This is a genomic window from Acinetobacter sp. YH12063 (assembly GCF_013419715.1).
In the GTDB taxonomy this organism is placed as follows: domain Bacteria; phylum Pseudomonadota; class Gammaproteobacteria; order Pseudomonadales; family Moraxellaceae; genus Acinetobacter; species Acinetobacter amyesii.
The window spans coordinates 1-16,549 of the sequence record NZ_VOZO01000022.1; the positions used below are offsets into that span (position 1 = coordinate 1).

Annotated in this window: 12 protein-coding genes and 1 rRNA gene; 10 read left to right on the forward strand and 3 right to left on the reverse strand. The window is 42.2% G+C overall.

Translation table 11 applies throughout. From position 1 onward, the window contains the following. The 6 genes from rrf to FTU12_RS15540 form a co-directional block, all read left to right on the forward strand. Positions 1-108 (forward strand): 5S ribosomal RNA (rrf, locus tag FTU12_RS15515); the annotation flags it as partial. A gap of 631 nt (positions 109-739) precedes the next feature. Continuing rightward, on the forward strand, positions 740-2,113 hold the full coding sequence (locus FTU12_RS15520) for an MFS transporter (protein WP_180114912.1): 1,374 nt from the start codon (positions 740-742) through the stop codon (positions 2,111-2,113). A 362-nt stretch (positions 2,114-2,475) separates the two neighbouring features. Further along, on the forward strand, positions 2,476-3,921 hold the full coding sequence (locus tag FTU12_RS15525; protein WP_180114914.1) for an aldehyde dehydrogenase family protein: 1,446 nt from the start codon (positions 2,476-2,478) through the stop codon (positions 3,919-3,921). Between the two features lie 113 nt (positions 3,922-4,034). Further along, entirely contained in the window at positions 4,035-4,568 is a 534-nt protein-coding gene (locus FTU12_RS15530; protein ID WP_373684170.1) for a DUF1287 domain-containing protein, read from the forward strand. A 368-nt stretch (positions 4,569-4,936) separates the two neighbouring features. Continuing rightward, complete coding sequence (locus FTU12_RS15535; protein WP_180114918.1) at positions 4,937-6,421, forward strand: sodium-dependent transporter; 1,485 nt, start codon at positions 4,937-4,939, stop codon at positions 6,419-6,421. A gap of 1 nt (position 6,422) precedes the next feature. Further along, positions 6,423-6,530 (forward strand): methionine/alanine import family NSS transporter small subunit, encoded by a 108-nt coding sequence (locus tag FTU12_RS15540; protein ID WP_078191653.1) that lies wholly within the window; start codon positions 6,423-6,425, stop codon positions 6,528-6,530. 75 nt (positions 6,531-6,605) lie between these two features. Here FTU12_RS15540 and rsmB read toward each other — a convergent pair whose 3' ends face one another. Together rsmB and fmt are read right to left on the reverse strand one after the other, a co-directional pair. Further along, complete coding sequence (rsmB, locus tag FTU12_RS15545; protein WP_180114920.1) at positions 6,606-7,913, reverse strand: 16S rRNA (cytosine(967)-C(5))-methyltransferase RsmB; 1,308 nt, start codon at positions 7,911-7,913, stop codon at positions 6,606-6,608. Further along, positions 7,913-8,872 (reverse strand): methionyl-tRNA formyltransferase, encoded by a 960-nt coding sequence (fmt, locus tag FTU12_RS15550; RefSeq protein ID WP_180114922.1) that lies wholly within the window; start codon positions 8,870-8,872, stop codon positions 7,913-7,915. Before fmt ends, rsmB begins: the two co-directional genes overlap by 1 nt. Positions 8,873-9,309: 437 nt before the next feature. Here fmt and ilvD (FTU12_RS15555) point away from each other — a divergent pair, with 437 nt between their 5' ends. The 4 genes from ilvD (FTU12_RS15555) (at position 9,310) to FTU12_RS15570 (ending at position 15,192) form a co-directional block, all read left to right on the forward strand. Further along, positions 9,310-11,139 carry a dihydroxy-acid dehydratase gene (gene ilvD / locus FTU12_RS15555; protein ID WP_111885144.1) on the forward strand — a complete coding sequence of 610 codons (1,830 nt, stop codon included), beginning with the start codon at positions 9,310-9,312 and terminating at the stop codon, positions 11,137-11,139. Between the two features lie 625 nt (positions 11,140-11,764). Further along, positions 11,765-13,450: a dihydroxy-acid dehydratase gene (ilvD, locus tag FTU12_RS15560; RefSeq protein WP_180114924.1), complete on the forward strand. Its 1,686-nt coding sequence runs from the start codon at positions 11,765-11,767 to the stop codon at positions 13,448-13,450. Between the two features lie 151 nt (positions 13,451-13,601). Further along, entirely contained in the window at positions 13,602-14,924 is a 1,323-nt protein-coding gene (locus FTU12_RS15565) for a hypothetical protein (protein ID WP_180103114.1), read from the forward strand. Beyond that, positions 14,905-15,192: a chorismate mutase gene (locus FTU12_RS15570; protein WP_180026224.1), complete on the forward strand. Its 288-nt coding sequence runs from the start codon at positions 14,905-14,907 to the stop codon at positions 15,190-15,192. Before FTU12_RS15565 ends, FTU12_RS15570 begins: the two co-directional genes overlap by 20 nt. 69 nt (positions 15,193-15,261) lie before the next feature. Here the strand turns inward: FTU12_RS15570 and FTU12_RS15575 are convergent. Continuing rightward, a partial coding sequence (locus FTU12_RS15575; protein ID WP_180114926.1) for an ISNCY family transposase occupies positions 15,262-16,549 on the reverse strand: 1,288 nt, incomplete at its 5' end.

The following is a 16,549-nucleotide window of genomic DNA, read 5'->3' on the forward strand; positions in this document are numbered from 1 at the left end:
ACAATAGCAAGAGTGAACCACCTGATCCCTTCCCGAACTCAGAAGTGAAACCTCTTAGCGCTGATGGTAGTGTGGGGTTACCCATGTGAGAGTAAGTCATCGCCAGCTCATTATTCGAAACACCCCCAACTTAAACGTTGGGGGTTTTTTTTATGCGTGGAGAAAAAAGGGAAAAAAATAATAAGAAAAGCAGCAGGATAAAATAGGGAAATGATAAAAATATTGTTAGATTGAGGCTTGAATTATTTAAACATGGATGATTATTAGACAATCAACGCATTCAAAAATCATCAATTAAAGTAATTCTCAGCTTAAAATGCCGGAAAATCTGAATGTAAGTCAGCTAAAACAACAGTTTAAATGTCTAACTATCGACTTAAGTGATGTCTGATGACTTATGATTTAGAAATCTACGACTTAGATCGTAGAGTTGCGATTTTTTTCTATAAAATTTGAGTTTTATTCTGACAATTTTCATATCAAATAATCTATCGTCTGATTGTGATTTAGCTTCTAATAACACATTGATAATTAATCATTATAAAAACTAGACCCGCAGTCCATCGACTTTTTTATGTATAAATATTTCAAAAATATTCGAGTTTTTATGACATTTTATTCCCAAACAACATGGATATATCTGAAAGGTATGGGTCTATACCTTTGTAATTTTGGACAATTTACAGTCAAAAACGGCATTGTAGCGAAAAATAAAACTCACAATTGGAGGTGAGGTTCAATGTCTACAAGCACAATGAATGTGAATAGCGTTGTCGATAACGCTAAGTTCACAAAATCGCATTTCAGCATCATGATGTGGTGTCTAATTCTTATTTTATTTGATGGTTACGACTTAGCGATCAATGGTGTTGCGCTGCCTTTATTAATGAAAGATTGGGGATTAACAGCTGTTCAAGCAGGTATGCTAGCGAGTACAGCACTTGCAGGGATGATGTTTGGTGCCATGATGTTTGGTACTTTGGCTGATAAGATTGGTCGTAAAAAAGTCATCATGATCTGTGTATTTTTATTCAGTACATTCACATTTTTAGGTGGTTTTGCATCAAATCCTACGGAATTTGGTGCTTTACGTTTTATTGCTGGACTTGGCATTGGTGGAGTATTACCGAACCTTGTGGCATTGACGTCTGAATATGCACCTAAGCATCTACGCAGTACTTTAGTGACAACTATGTTCAGTGGTTATGCAATGGGTGGCATCATGGCGGCTTTATTTGGTTCATGGTTTACTGCGGATTATGGCTGGCAAATCATGTTCTTCATTGCGGGTATTCCACTGTTACTGCTGCCATTTGCTTGGAAGTTTTTACCTGAATCGCTCACATTTTTGGTGAAGGTGAATCGTCACAATGAAGCACGTCGTATGATTCAAACCATTGCACCTGAGCAAACGGTGACTGCAAATACTCAACTGGAACTGACTGAAGTTGCGGTTCCGGGTGGAACGTCTGTTAAAGCGTTGTATAAGCAAGGTCGTGGCGTAAGTACGATGTTGTTTTGGCTGTGTTTCTTTATGTGTCTATTAACCCTTTATGCATTAGGCAGTTGGTTACCAAAACTAATGATGGCCGCAGGTTATTCATTAGGTAGCAGTTTGACCTTCCTATTGGCGATGAATATTGGTGCGGTGATTGGTACGATTGGCGGCGGTATTTTAGCGGATAAGTTCCATTTAAAACCGGTGATCATTACATTATGTCTCGCAGGTGCTGTGGCACTATCGTTACTCGGCTTTAATTCACCACAGCCTGTGATCTATCTTTTGGTTGCTGTCGCAGGTGCATCGGCAATTGGTTCGCAAATCTTGCTGTATAGCTATGTTGCACAGTACTATCCGTTGTCTGTACGTTCGACAGGTATTGGTTGGGCTTCTGCAGTTGGTCGTACAGGTGCGATTGTTGGCCCTATTCTGATCGGCTATTTATTATCACAAGAATTGCCACATCAAATTAACTTTATGGCCGTAGGAATTCCAGTAGTCATCGCAGCGATTGCAGTGTTCTTTATTCGCAAAGCGCAAACGGATGAAGAGGTTGCCGCTTTAGAAAATGTGAATAAGGCTTCAGTGAAAACACAGCGTTCGTATAGCTAAAACATAGATTTAAAAAGCCCGTCATTTGATGGGCTTTTTTTATGTTGTACTCATAATTCTTATCATTGAATTTGGGCTGAATGATTTATTAAAACATATTGATAAATAATGAGATTTAATATTTTAAATAGCTTTTCTAATTTAATTTCATCGTTATATAGAGACTCGATCATACGTTTTTCAGTACAAGCAGAGGTCTGAAAATAGGGGATGAAGTTCAGGGCGTATAAGTAATCAAGTTTGAGGCTTGAGGTTCATTTTGTTACTTAAATATAGTGAACTCTGTGCTCAGTCAGCGCATGATAGAGGCATAGATTTATTCACATTTATCAATAATGTCTCAAGATCATGGAAATATCGTCATGTCCAAAGCCGTACAAGATATAAAAGATTATCCGCTCTATGTTGCAGGTAAAGCAGCGACTACCGATCAGTGGTTAGAAGTGAATCAAAAATATACCCAAGACGTATATGCACGCGTTGCACTCGCAGATGCTGCAACCATTGAAAAAGCCATTGATTCAGCGGTTAAATCTAGCGCTGCAATGGCGGCATTGGAACCTTTTCAAAAACAAAAAATTTTACTGCACTGTGTTAAACGTTTTAATGAAATGCGTGCAGAATTGACTGAAATTTTAATTGCGGAAGGTGGAAAACCGCGTAAAGCCGCAGCTGCTGAAGTTGAACGTTTAATCAATACCTTTCAAATTGCTGCCGATGCTGTCACACAGATGGATGATGGTCGTATGATACCATTGGCGGTTACCGCAGCGGCATCCGGTTATCAAGGCATGGTCAAACATGTGCCGATAGGCCCTGTATCATTGATCAGCCCGTTTAATTTTCCGATCAATCTTACTGCGCATAAAATTGCACCCGCCATTGCTGCAGGTTGTCCATTTGTGTTGAAACCTGCAAGTTTGACGCCTATTTCAGCTTTAAAAATTGCGGAAGTTTTAGCAGAAACGGATTTACCAAAAGGTGCCTTTTCGGTTTTACCTTGTCCACGTGAACATGCAGATGTCTTGGTCACTGACGACCGATTTAAACTGCTCAGCTTTACCGGTTCCGATGTGGTTGGTTGGGATATGAAAGCGCGTGCGGGACGTAAAAAAGTGACTTTGGAGCTCGGTGGCAACGCTGCGGTATTGGTTGAGCCTGATACTGAAATTTCAGCGGCATTTATTGAACGCTTAGTCGGTGGGGCGTATAACCATGCAGGGCAGGTGTGTATCAGCGTACAACGCATCTTGGTGCATGCCGATATCTATGCCGATGTGAAGAAAAAACTTGTGGCGAGAATGAAGCAGCTTAAAGCGGCTGATCCTCAGTTGGAAAGCACCATGGTCGGTCCAATGATTAAGGAAGCGGAAGCAACACGCGTGCATAAATGGGTCGATAAAGCAGTAAAAAAAGGTGCTAAAGCATTGGTTCGTGGTGAACATCAGGGGGCTTTGCTCGATCCAATTTTATTAGAAAATGTCGATGAATCGCTAGAAGTGTATAAAGATGAAATCTTTGGCCCTGTAGCGATTTTAGAGAAATACAAAAACTTTGAAAAAGGTATCGCCAAAATTAATAGCAGCCGTTTTGGTTTACAGGCGGGCATCTATACGCAAAATTTGAATAAAATGTTGTATGCGTGGAATCACTTAGAGGTTGGTGGAGTGATTATTAATGACATTCCGTCTTTCCGTGTCGATAACATGCCATATGGTGGCGTAAAAGATTCTGGCTTAGGCCGTGAAGGAATTCAGTCTGCCATTCGAGATATGCAAGAAGAACGCGTATTGGCGATAAAACTGTAGCCGTTTAAACTTGGGCTTGGTTCAGTATGGATCTGTTCGAAGCCCATGTTTGAATCATTGCAAAAATCTAAAGTGAATAAGAAAAAATGAAACGAATTTTATTATTGGTCAGTATGATGACCGTGAATATGGCTGTCTTTGCCTTTAACGCCACTCAAATGGTGACCGATGCACGCAGCCAGATCGGGAAAACCTTATATTATGATCCTGCATATACTGCACTGCGTTATCCGATGGGAGATGTTCCCTTAATCAAGGGTGTTTGTACCGATGTGATAATTCGTGCATTACGACAGCAAGGGATTGATTTACAACAAGCTATTCATGAAGATATGAAAGCCAATTTTAAGCAGTATCCACAAAAATGGGGCTTAAAAGGAACAGATAAAAATATTGATCATCGGCGTGTTCCCAATATTCAAACCTGGATGCAACGTCAGGGCTATGTAGTCAAAGATAAGCAGTATTTGGCAGGTGATATTGTCACTTGGGACTTAGGGCGTGGTTTAGTGCATATCGGCGTGGTTTCAGATCGTAAAATGAAAGGTAGCGGGGTTCCGCTGATTATCCATAATATAGGAGAGGGCACACAGGAAGAAGATCTTTTACATGTCTATCAAATTACCGGACATTATCGAGTGAAATAACTTTAAAAATTTAATTGGAAATAAAATATTCCTAAAAGTTATATTATTGATAACTTAAATTGTATGAAAAATAAGCTGATTAAATGAACATTTAAACTTAAACATATTATAAAAATGGAATATTTGCCGTAGAAATTACAGAAAAACTTAAAAAAAGTGAGTATTGTTAATTCATACAAAGGGAAAGTTATTTGTGGTGTTTTTAACCAAAATGCGCATGTGATTTTTCTGTTTGCAATTTGGTATAGACGCTCATAAGGTATCTCACCAGATCAAACACCCAGAATTTTTATTTTTATGGTTCTTTTTTTGCTCGCGATATAATCATAACAAGCAGCAGTTAAAGATGCCTGAGGTTTAGGTGTTCTATGTCAGATAATCGTGAAAGCTGGTCTGCGCGATCAGGCTTTATTTTAGCGGCGATTGGATCAGCCGTGGGTTTGGGGAATATTTGGCGTTTCCCTTATGTTGCTTATGAAAATGGTGGTGGTGCATTTTTAGTACCGTATTTGATTGCAATTTTTGCAGCAGGTTTACCCTTACTCTTTTTGGACTATGTTGTTGGACATAAGTTCCGTAAAGCACCACCTACAGCCTATAAAAAGTTAATGAATGCTGAATCATTGGGTTGGTGGCAAGTGATGGTGACCCTGATCATCGGGATCTACTATGCCAGCGTGTTGTCATGGGCCGGTAGTTACATGTATTACGCCATTGGACAACAATGGGGCTCAGATACGGAAAGCTTTTTCTTTAAAACCTATCTACAAAATGGTGATGGCTTAACATTTGGTTTTGTTCCGACTTTATTTGTTGGTTTAGTCATTGTTTGGGCTGTGGTGATGTTCATTCTCTATGGCGGTGTACGTCGTGGTGTAGAACTTGCCAATAAAATTTTTATGCCGTTATTGATCGTGTTATTTAGCATTTTAGTCATTCAAGCATTGCGTCTACCGGGTGCGGCAGAAGGCTTAAATGCATTCTTTACGCCAAACTGGGAAGCGATGACCGACTATAAAGTATGGTTAGCAGCCTTTGGTCATATCTTCTTCTCGTTATCGATTGGTTTCGGGATCATGTTGACCTATGCGTCTTACTTAAAAGCAAAAACCAACTTAACCGGTTCAGGTGTAGTCGTTGCATTAGCCAACTCATCATTTGAAATCTTAGCGGGTATTGGCGTCTTTGCAGCACTTGGTTTCATGGCACAAAGTTCAGGTGTACCTGTAAAAGAAGTAGTATCTGGTGGTATTGGTTTAGCCTTTATTGCCTTCCCGAAAATCATTTCGAGTATGGGGGCAGGCGGTGATTTGTTTGGCTTCTTGTTCTTTGCTTCGTTGGTGGTTGCAGGGATTACCTCTATGGTGAGTATCTTGCAAGTGCCAATTGCAGCGTTCCAAGATAAATTCGGCTGGTCACGTAAAAAAGCTGTAACGATTGTTGCGGGTGGTTCTGCCATTGTATCGACCTTAATTTTCTCAACCCACAGTGCGATTACTTTTGTTGACATCATTGACTACTTTGCCAATAACATTGGTATTGTAGCGGGTGGTTTGTTCTCGATTATCTTGGTGTCTTGGTTCCGTCGTCCATTGCTTGCGCAATTACGTGATCATGTGAATCAATATTCAAGTATCAAATTGGGCTTCGGTTGGAACTTCTTATTAACGGTTGTTACTCCGCTTTCATTATTGGTGGCTTTAGGCTTAACCATTAAAGACGTTGCATCTAAAGGTTATGGTGGTTATCCCGTAGACGTGTTATTGCCTGTAGCTGGTGTGGTCATTGCGTTCTTTGTGCTTGGTGCCATTGTATTTAGCTGCATGAAAGACAAAAAACCTGAGGAGAAATAACATGAATACATCTGCATTAATCATGATGATCATTTCAATTGTTTTGCTTTGGGGTGGTTTGATCTTAGCGTCGATTCATTTAGCAAAACATCCAGATGAAGAAGATTAAGCTTCATCGCTGATAAAAAAAGGAACCCGAGGGTTCCTTTTTTTATGTGGTACTAAAAGCAAATTCTATTGCAGATTAAGCTGTTTTTTGAATACGACAGTAGAAGAAGCCATCGCCATAACCCGCTTTCGGGAACAGTTGACGACCATGAATTTGTTCAACGCCCCATTCTGCTTCAATTTTAATTTCTTGGGCATCGGCATGATTGGCAAAGAACTCAACCATTTGCTGTTCGTTTTCAGCTTTTAAAATCGAGCAAGTGATGTAAAGCAGCGTACCGCCAACTTTAAGTTGCTTCCACATGTTTTCCAAAATTTGCTTTTGTAATACTACTGTTTTCGCAATGTCGCCCGATTGACGTAGTAAACGAATATCCGGATGACGACGCATTACGCCGACAGCAGTACACGGTGCATCGAGCACGATACAATCAGCAAGCTCAGGAGCAGTGTAAGTGACAGCATCGGCAGTTTGGATTTCGACATGTTTACCATCGAGAACTAAACGATCAAGGTTTTCAACCACACGTTTCAGGCGCTTTTCATCTTGGTCGAGTGCGATGAGTTTCTTCGGTTGGAAGGTTTCTAAAATGTGTGCGGTTTTACCACCCGGCGCAGCACAAGCATCAATCACAAATTTACCATCGAGATTTGGTAAGAGTGTTGCACACAGCTGAGCATGTTCATCTTGTACCGAGAAACCACCTGCTTCAAAGCCCGGCAAACTTGGAATGTGTAGGCTTTCGTCCATCACGATACCGACATCAGACAGTTCACAACGATGTGCATCGATGCCTTCATCTTCCAGAATATCGAGGTATTCGTCACGGCTCACTTGACGTGTATTAACACGTAACGTCAGTGGTGCAATTTGTTTAAGCTCATAGCTGAGCTCGTCAAATTGTTCACCCCAGTCTTTTTTCAAACGTTTAGATAACCAACTAGGTAAATTGGTGGCTTGTTCAAGTACGTCGTAGAACTGTTCTGTTTCACGTGTTGCACGGCGCAAAATCGCGTTGATTAAGCCACTTAGACTGCCCATACCCAATTGTTTTGCAGCTTCCACCGTTTCAGAAATTGCAGCGTGAGCTGCGACACGGGTACACAACAATTGGTACAAACCAAGGTATAAACAGGTTTCAACCACTTGGTTATCTACAGGTTTAGACAGTAATGGTAAAGTCAGTTGTTTCAATGCGTACCATTGACGTAAACAACCAAGCACCAATTCATGGAATAACGCACGGTCTTTATCTGACACGATATTCATTTGCTGCGCGAGTACCGATTGCAGCGATTGACCATTTTGGACAGCCAATAACGTCTTCACTACCTGAGCACGTAAATTAAGGTCTCGGGTCGAGGCGTTGGGAGATTGCTTCATTATAAAATTTGTCCAATAGTCAATTTTTGGGTTTGTAAAATTTGTACAGGGTTGAGTGGTTTAGCACCTGGCCATTGTAAAGAGGTCAAAATAATCACGCTGCCATTGGCACAGGCAACGTGTATGCCTTTTTTGTCGATGGCAATGATTTCACCTGCTTGAGCGTTCGGTGCAGACACAGCAGAAAGTTCAGAATGCCAAACACGTAAGTTGTTTTGTTCATCCAACTGAATAAATGCTACCGGCCACGGATTAAAGGCACGGATGTTGCGATCGATTTGTACGGCATCGATGGACCAATCAATTTTTGCTTCAGCTTTTGATAGCTTATGTGCATAAACTGTTAATGCTTCGTCTTGAACTTCACGGCTGTCTAAATATTGCTGCAATGTTTGTTCAGTGTCTAAAACGGCAGCAATTGCAGTTGCACCTTGCTCTGCAAGTTTGTCATGCAAAGTTGCAGAGGTATCCGTTGCTTCAATCGGGCAGATGGTTTTATACATCATGTCGCCAGTATCAAGTCCGGCTGCCATTTTCATAATGGTGACGCCCGTTTCAGCATCACCCGTTGCAATGGCACGTTGAATCGGTGCTGCACCACGCCACCGTGGCAGCAATGAACCATGAATATTCAGACAGCCATATTTCGGGGTATCTAACACCACTTGTGGCAAGATTAAACCATAGGCTGCAACCACCATAACATCGGCATTTAAGGCCTTTAATTCCGCCTGTGCGGCTAAACCTTCTTCAGTCGATGATTTGAAATGAAGGGGTTGGTAAACAGGAATATCATGTTCAAGGGCTAAGACTTTAACAGCGGAAGCTGTTAATTTTTGTCCACGACCTGCTTTGCGGTCAGGTTGAGTGTATACCGCAACAATTTCATGTTGTGTTTTGAGTAATGCAGCTAAAGCTGTTGCGGCAAATTCTGGTGTACCGGCAAAGATGATTTTCAAAATGAATGAACCGAATCTGTGTTGAATATGTGGATTATAGCAAAGGATTAAACTGTAATTTAGAACATTAGAAATTGATTTTTGCAACTTTGGAGCTGCCCCAGCTCAATGATTTCATAACTCAAAATTGCAAATTTGCATTTTTTAAATAAATTATATTTATATAAAATTTAAAAATTATTCATGAAAGTTTTGTATTGTGCAGCCTTTGATGGCGGTATAGTAGATTTCAGTTAAAAGATTTTTGTCGTCAAATCACTCGGTTTTATTTATAGACCCATCTGCCCAAATCTCAGCTTAAAAAGCCATCTTTAAAAACAATGGCTTGGTGTATGATAGGTTTAAAATTCGACTGATTTTACATCAATGTCAGTATGATTTAGCCAGAGTGAATCTGCAGGGTTCATTTCAAGCTCAAACTTTGTTGGAAATATAAAATGCCTGACTATCGTTCAAAAACATCGACACACGGAAGAAATATGGCGGGTGCGCGCGGCTTATGGCGCGCAACTGGTATGAAAGATGAAGACTTTGGTAAACCAATTATTGCCGTCGTGAACTCATTTACTCAATTTGTACCGGGTCACGTTCATCTTAAAGACCTTGGTCAACTCGTGGCGCGTCAAATTGAGCAAGCAGGCGGTGTAGCCAAAGAGTTCAATACCATTGCGGTTGATGACGGTATTGCGATGGGTCATGACGGTATGCTGTATTCATTGCCTTCACGTGACTTGATTGCAGACTCTGTTGAATACATGGTGAGCGCACACTGTGCCGATGCCATGGTATGTATTTCCAACTGTGACAAAATTACTCCAGGGATGTTGATGGCGGCAATGCGTTTGAACATTCCAGTGGTATTTGTGTCTGGCGGTCCAATGGAAGCGGGTAAAGTTAAAATCCGTGGTAACGACAAAGCCATCGACTTAATTGATGCCATGATTGTGGCTGCAGATGACAATTATACCGATGAAGAAGTAGCAGAATACGAACGCTCTGCATGCCCAACTTGTGGTTCATGCTCAGGTATGTTCACCGCAAACTCAATGAACTGCTTAACAGAAGCATTGGGCCTGTCTTTACCGGGTAACGGTTCTACACTGGCAACACATGCAAACCGTAAAAAATTATTCGAACGCGCAGGCTCTTTAATTGTTGAATTGGCTAAACGTCATTATGAACAAGATGATTACAGCGTATTGCCACGTGAAATGGTGACCAAAGCCTCGTATGAAAATGCCATGACTTTAGACATCGCGATGGGTGGTTCAACCAATACCGTTCTACACTTGTTGGCGGCTGCCAATGAAGCGGGTGTTGATTTCACGATGGATGACATTGACCGTTTATCTCGCAAAGTGCCTGTTCTATGTAAAGTTGCACCTGCGAAAAACGACGTACATATGGAAGATGTACACCGTGCTGGCGGTATCATGTCCATTCTCGGTGAATTAGACCGTGCAGGCTTATTGGACACATCTGTAGGTACTGTTCACGAAGCAAGCTTAAAAGATGCTTTAGATAAATGGGACATTATCCGTACTGAAAATGAAGACGTTTACCAATTCTTCCGTTCAGCGCCGGGCGGTGTACCAACGCAAACTGCATTCTCACAAGATCGATATTACCAACGACTAGATGGTGACCGTGAAAATGGCGTGATCCGTAATGCTGAACATGCGTTCTCGAAAGACGGTGGCTTAGCTGTGCTTTACGGCAACATTGCGCTCGATGGTTGTATCGTAAAAACTGCGGGTGTAGATGATTCAATCTTGAAATTCAACGGTACTGCACGTGTGTTTGAAAGCCAAGATTCAGCAGTAGAGGCGATCTTGGGCAATGAAATCAAAGCCGGTGATGTGGTTGTGATTCGCTATGAAGGCCCACGTGGTGGTCCGGGTATGCAAGAAATGTTGTACCCAACCAGCTACTTAAAATCGAAAGGTCTAGGCAAAGAATGTGCATTATTGACTGACGGTCGTTTCTCGGGCGGTTCGTCAGGCCTGTCTATTGGTCACGTTTCACCTGAAGCAGCAGAAGGTGGTGCAATTGGTTTGGTGGAAGATGGCGATTTAATCGAAATTGATATTCCAAACCGTACCATCAACCTTGCTGTTGATGAAGCAACCATGGCCGCTCGCCGTGCAGCGCAAGAAGCCAAAGGTTGGCATCCAGTTGAAGAGCGTCCACGCAAAATTTCGAAAGCATTGAAAGCGTATGCAATGCATACCACGAGTGCGGCGAAAGGCGCAGTACGTGAAATCTAAACTTTAGATGTTTAATTAAAAAGCACTCCACATGGGGTGCTTTTTTAATTTACATCTACATAACTTGCATTGGATACGAGGAAATGTCATCCGCAACTGTCTGAGGCAAACGGTAATTTAAAAGTGAATGTTTCTGCGATCATTTTTTTAGTTGCAAACAGTTGCCGAGTTTTGCGGATGACAAATGGTTTTGGTTACTTTTGCCGAAACAAAAGTAACATACGAGCTCCGAAAATTAGCTTTTATAGAGGTAAGACTCCGCTGTAATCAGCTTTTAAATGAAATAATGAGCAATTATTATTTATTTTAAAACTCTTGATCTGATTGAAAATAGAACCAAAGATCACAGCCTTGGATAGTAGCTGTAAAATATATGGCTTTTTGTAGGCATTCCCTTACTTTTTAAAGGAGAGGGCTAGGGAGAGGATTCAAGTGAAAATCCTCCCTTTATTCAAATCTTCTCATACGCCTTATATAGCTTTGCCATGTGATTGAAAAGTGTTGAATACACTAAAAACTTTTTTTGAGATCTAATTTCTTTTACATGCTGAGCGCTTTCTATACAATAAATTTAAAAGAATCCGCCAAGGCTGAAGCCAAAATCAGCCATCGCCAAGGAAGAACAATGAGTAAAAATAATATTCGCGAACATTCTGCGCCTGTTTATGAAGGTATCGAAAATGCGCCTGCACGTTCCATGATGCGTGCCACGGGCTTTCAAGATGCAGATTTTAAGCGCCCATTTATAGGCATTGCCTCAACTTGGGCCAACGTCACGCCGTGTAATATGCATATTGATGGCTTGGCGCGTGATGCTGAGAACGGGGTCAATGCTGCAGGCGGTAAAGGCATTATTTTTAATACCATCACCATTTCTGACGGCATTTCCAATGGTACAGAAGGTATGAAGTATTCCTTGCTGTCGCGGGAAATCATTGCCGATTCCATTGAAGCTGTGGTGGGCTGTCAGGCCTATGATGGCGTAATTGCCATAGGCGGCTGCGACAAGAACATGCCGGGCTGCATTATGGGTTTGGCGCGCTTAAACCGTCCGGGCCTATTTATTTATGGCGGCACCATTAAACCTGGAGTAGGGCATACCGACATGATCTCGGTATTTGAAGCAGTTGGTCAGCACGCCAAAGGCGAAATCAATGAAATTCAGGTGAAGCAGATTGAAGAAGTCGCGCTGCCGGGGCCGGGTTCGTGCGGCGGCATGTATACGGCCAATTCAATGGCCTCAGCGATTGAAGCACTGGGCATGAGTCTGCCGGGATCTTCAGCACAGGAAGCGGTCTCCGCGGATAAAATTGCCGACTGCCAGCGTGCAGGTGAAGCCGTAATGAACCTGCTGCGTCTCGATATTAAGCCGCGCGACATTATGACCAAAGCTGCTTTTGAAAACTCGATTAAAGTGCTAATTGCCTTAGGTGGGTCAACCAATGGTGTGCTGCATTTGATTGCCATGGCGCATACCGCAGGTGTGGAACTCTCTTTGGATGATTTTGTGCGTATTGGCAAAGATATTCCTGTGGTGGCCGATGTGCGCCCATCGGGTCAATATTTAATGTCGGAACTGATTGCTATTGGTGGTATTCAACCGCTCATGAAACGCATGTTGGATGCAGGAATGCTCGATGGTTCTTGCCTGACGGTTACGGGCAAAACTTTGGCGGAAAACTTAGCCGAGGTAGAGGATTATCCTGAAGGTCAGCAAATTATTCTGCCATTTGATGCACCGATCAAAAAGGATTCACACTTGGTGGTGCTAAAAGGCAACCTGTCACCGACAGGTGCCGTGGCTAAAATTACCGGTAAAGAAGGGCTGTATTTTGAAGGGCCTGCGCGGGTATTTGAGGGTGAGCAGGGTGCCATGCGCGGTATTTTAGATGGCGAAGTACAAGAAGGTGAAGTGGTCGTAATTCGCGGTGTTGGGCCAAAAGGCGGGCCGGGTATGCCGGAAATGCTGAAACCGACTTCTGCAATTATTGGTAAAGGTCTAGGCCAATCCGTTGCGTTATTGACCGATGGGCGTTTCTCTGGCGGTAGTCATGGTTTTGTGATTGGGCATGTGACACCAGAAGCCTATGAAGGCGGCCCAATTGGCTTGGTCAAAAACGGCGATAAAATATCAATTAACGCTGAAACCCGTGAAATGACGTGGCATGTGGCAGAGGATGAAATTTCTGCACGTCGCGCGGCCTGGGTCAAACCGAAACCAAACTATACCCACGGCGCTTTGGCTAAATTTGCCAAGTTGACCTCTGGTGCGGAAAAAGGTGCGGTGACTGACCTAAATCTAGACGTCTAATCCATTGTTAAACATTGAACATTCAGCCCTGACTTGATATAAGTTTTGCACAAGGCTTATATCTCATTTAAAACAGCTTCATAATAGAAGTTGAATTTTAAGCATGTGCTGGCAGGTTCGGCACAATTCATCATTTTGAGGCAAAAAACGCATGTCACTGTTACGCCGTTGGTTCGATCCAATCCGATCGAGTTGGTTTTATCAGAAACCGACCCGACAAGCGGTGTTACCCACGGAACAAGGTCTGAGTGTTTATCTTCGACTGGATGATGTCTATAGCTATTTGGCTGCGCAGCAACTGCCTCAATTAGAAGAAATTCTCAGTGATGAAATTAAACCACTGAAAGTGATTATTTGTCGTCAGAGTGCTGAACCTCCTAATCAAATGTCCTCGATAGAATGGCAACAATATTGTCTGAATGATGCTCAAATTTTAGCGCGTCAGCATCGTTTTAGTTTTCATGAAACACCTGAACAACCGACCGCTGAAGCTTTAGAACAAGCCGAAATTATTCTAAAAAATACCCCATTACGCGGCCAAGACTTTCTCTATTTACTTGAAGATGTGTTCCACATGCTGTGGCAAAAGCAGTATGGCAAGCTGAGAACACTGTACGCGATGGCCAGCCGTCATCATAAAGCTCAAGATTTTCCAGAACGGATCTTTTCTGACTTACCAATTTTGACGGGGTATTTTGAGTTTGGTGAACGTAAGTACCATGCTGTAGATGATTTACTGCGTTTAACGCGCCGTTTAAAACAACAAAAGCTCCTGACAGATAACCCGATCTTTATGATCAATCATATTGAATGGCGTGAGCACCTGATTAGTGATGCAGAAGAGTTAAATGAAATTCAGGGACTTGATCCTGAGCTTGATCTCTACATCGCGATGGAAGATCCGATTTCATGGTTACTGTTGGCTTATATTCGTGAGGAATTGGCGGACTATTATAATATTCAGCTGAATGTGTATCCATTGTCGTATCACGGTCGAGATTTGTTTGACTGGAGTTTGGCAACACGTCTGTCTAAACGGACAGAAGTTAAGTTCACGCCATTTTGCCGGCCTACAGAAGCTGCGACATTAGCTATGTCACAGCTTTACTACAGTGCGCCTGAAGAGCAACGTATTGATGTGATGTATCGCATTTTGGAAGCCGTATGGACCAAAGGGCGTGATTTATCCTTCAAAGCACATTTTCAGGCCTTACAGTATGAGTTAGAGATTTCTGAACTGACTACTAACGATATTGCTGAAAAATTAAAAGAAAATGATATGCACTGTGAGATGAAGTCACAGCCGGATTTTCCCGTCTTGGAATTACGTATTGCAGGTCAAAGCTATGTATTTAATAGCTTATACCGCGTATGGATGATTGAAAGTATTTTCAGTAATGTGTTAGAAGAGAAGTATAAAAGTGAAAACACCGCTGAAAGTGAAGCCAGAGAAGATGAAGAAAGTAAAAGTTGAGTCATTAGAGCAAGCCCGTGCACAGATTGATGTGATTGATCAGGGGATTATTGAGCTCATTGCAGCACGTCAGTTTTATGTCGATCAAGCGGTGCGTTTTAAGCGTTCAGTACAGGATGTTCAATCACCAGAGCGTGTCGAAGCGGTAATAAGTAAAATTCGTCTACAAGCCACAGAGCACGGTGTAAATGCAGATATTGTGGAACGTTTATACCGCGATATGATTCAGCATTTTATTCAACGTGAGTTGAAAGAAATCCGCCCATAGTTGGGACGGATTTGATGTTATTCCCCAATTAAAATGTCTATGCGATAAACTATTTAAAATGTCCTGTTTTTAACTACAAGAGTCAAGCACAGGATTTAAATTTCTTTGTTCAATGATGGCTTTCTGAGCTTTACGACTCGGCATACTTTTCTTGAGACGGGAACGTTTATTCTGTTTCTCCAAATCTTCATGTTGCTGCTGGATATGGGCTAGAACCGAGCCTAATCTTTTATTCTCAACAACTGCATTTTGCTGTAGTCCAGCCAGTTTATTGAAGGCGCTATAGTTGATCTTCCGTCCTTCATGCATGATCGCTACAGTGCCATCCGGATACTCCAGAAATGAAATGTATTGCCCAACAAGCTTATGATTCAGTGCTGTTGGCTCAAGTATATAAATACACTTGTCATACGTGATGGTCAGGATATTCGTGACTCTGCGGGGTTCACGCCAGGTAAAAACATCATCTAATTCTTCGGCTGTTTCAGCGATAGGCTGATGTAGATCCTTGGGATTAAAAGCCATCTTGGCGAATTTACGATTAAATTGCTCAATAAAGCACGGCAGCCACTTATTGGCATCTGCAATTGAACTGATGCCTTCTAAACGCATCTCCTTAATCAGACGATCCTGAAGTGTTCTATTCGCTCGTTCTACACGACCTTTGGCTTGAGGGGAGTTAGCGAAAATGATATCGATATTGAGAGTGCTCAGAACACGTCCAAACTGGGTAATCTTGGTGTCTTTCTTGCTACTTTGATTCACCCTAAAAACTGAATGTTTGTCACTGTAAAATGCCAATGGCTTACCATGCTGTTCGATATATAAACGTGTCGAAATCATATAATCAAAGGCTGACTCTGACGCACAGAAGCGTAAATGCTGTAATTTACCTGTGGCATCATCAATGAACACCAGTAGACAGCATTTAGCAGCGCGTCCTTCAAACCAGTCATGGTGTGAGCCATCAATTTGGATCAGTTCACCAAAGCAATCCCGGTTGTAACGAGGCTGATACGGGCGTTTCAGGCGCTTGGATCGAGGAATCCATAAGTCAGCTGCAATCATCCAGGAACGCAGGGTTTCTACTGAAAGATCGAGTCCATGTACGGTGGTGAGCTTTTCATGCGCTAAAGTGGGCCCGAAACCATGGAGTTGGTCAGAAACAATATTGAGGCATTTGAGTCTGAGTTCTTCAGGAAGTTTGGAATTGCTGATTTGGCCACGACCGGCATGTGCCATACCTGAGACACCATCTTGATTGAGCTTCTGCAATAACCGGGTAATTTGACGGGTGGAAAGATTTAGGATTTCAGCAGCACGGACCTGGGTAATACGATGATCTCGAACGTCTTGC

Coding starts and splice junctions, on each gene's coding strand:
- ilvD (WP_111885144.1), top strand. CDS start 9,310: ATGCCTGACTATCGTTCAAAAACATCGACACACGGAAGAAATATGGCG.
- ilvD (WP_180114924.1), top strand. CDS start 11,765: ATGAGTAAAAATAATATTCGCGAACATTCTGCGCCTGTTTATGAAGGT.
- FTU12_RS15535 (WP_180114918.1), top strand. CDS start 4,937: ATGTCAGATAATCGTGAAAGCTGGTCTGCGCGATCAGGCTTTATTTTA.
- FTU12_RS15570 (WP_180026224.1), top strand. CDS start 14,905: ATGAAGAAAGTAAAAGTTGAGTCATTAGAGCAAGCCCGTGCACAGATT.
- FTU12_RS15530 (WP_373684170.1), top strand. CDS start 4,035: ATGATGACCGTGAATATGGCTGTCTTTGCCTTTAACGCCACTCAAATG.
- rsmB (WP_180114920.1), bottom strand. CDS start 7,913: ATGAAGCAATCTCCCAACGCCTCGACCCGAGACCTTAATTTACGTGCT.
- FTU12_RS15565 (WP_180103114.1), top strand. CDS start 13,602: ATGTCACTGTTACGCCGTTGGTTCGATCCAATCCGATCGAGTTGGTTT.
- FTU12_RS15525 (WP_180114914.1), top strand. CDS start 2,476: ATGTCCAAAGCCGTACAAGATATAAAAGATTATCCGCTCTATGTTGCA.
- FTU12_RS15520 (WP_180114912.1), top strand. CDS start 740: ATGTCTACAAGCACAATGAATGTGAATAGCGTTGTCGATAACGCTAAG.
- FTU12_RS15540 (WP_078191653.1), top strand. CDS start 6,423: ATGAATACATCTGCATTAATCATGATGATCATTTCAATTGTTTTGCTT.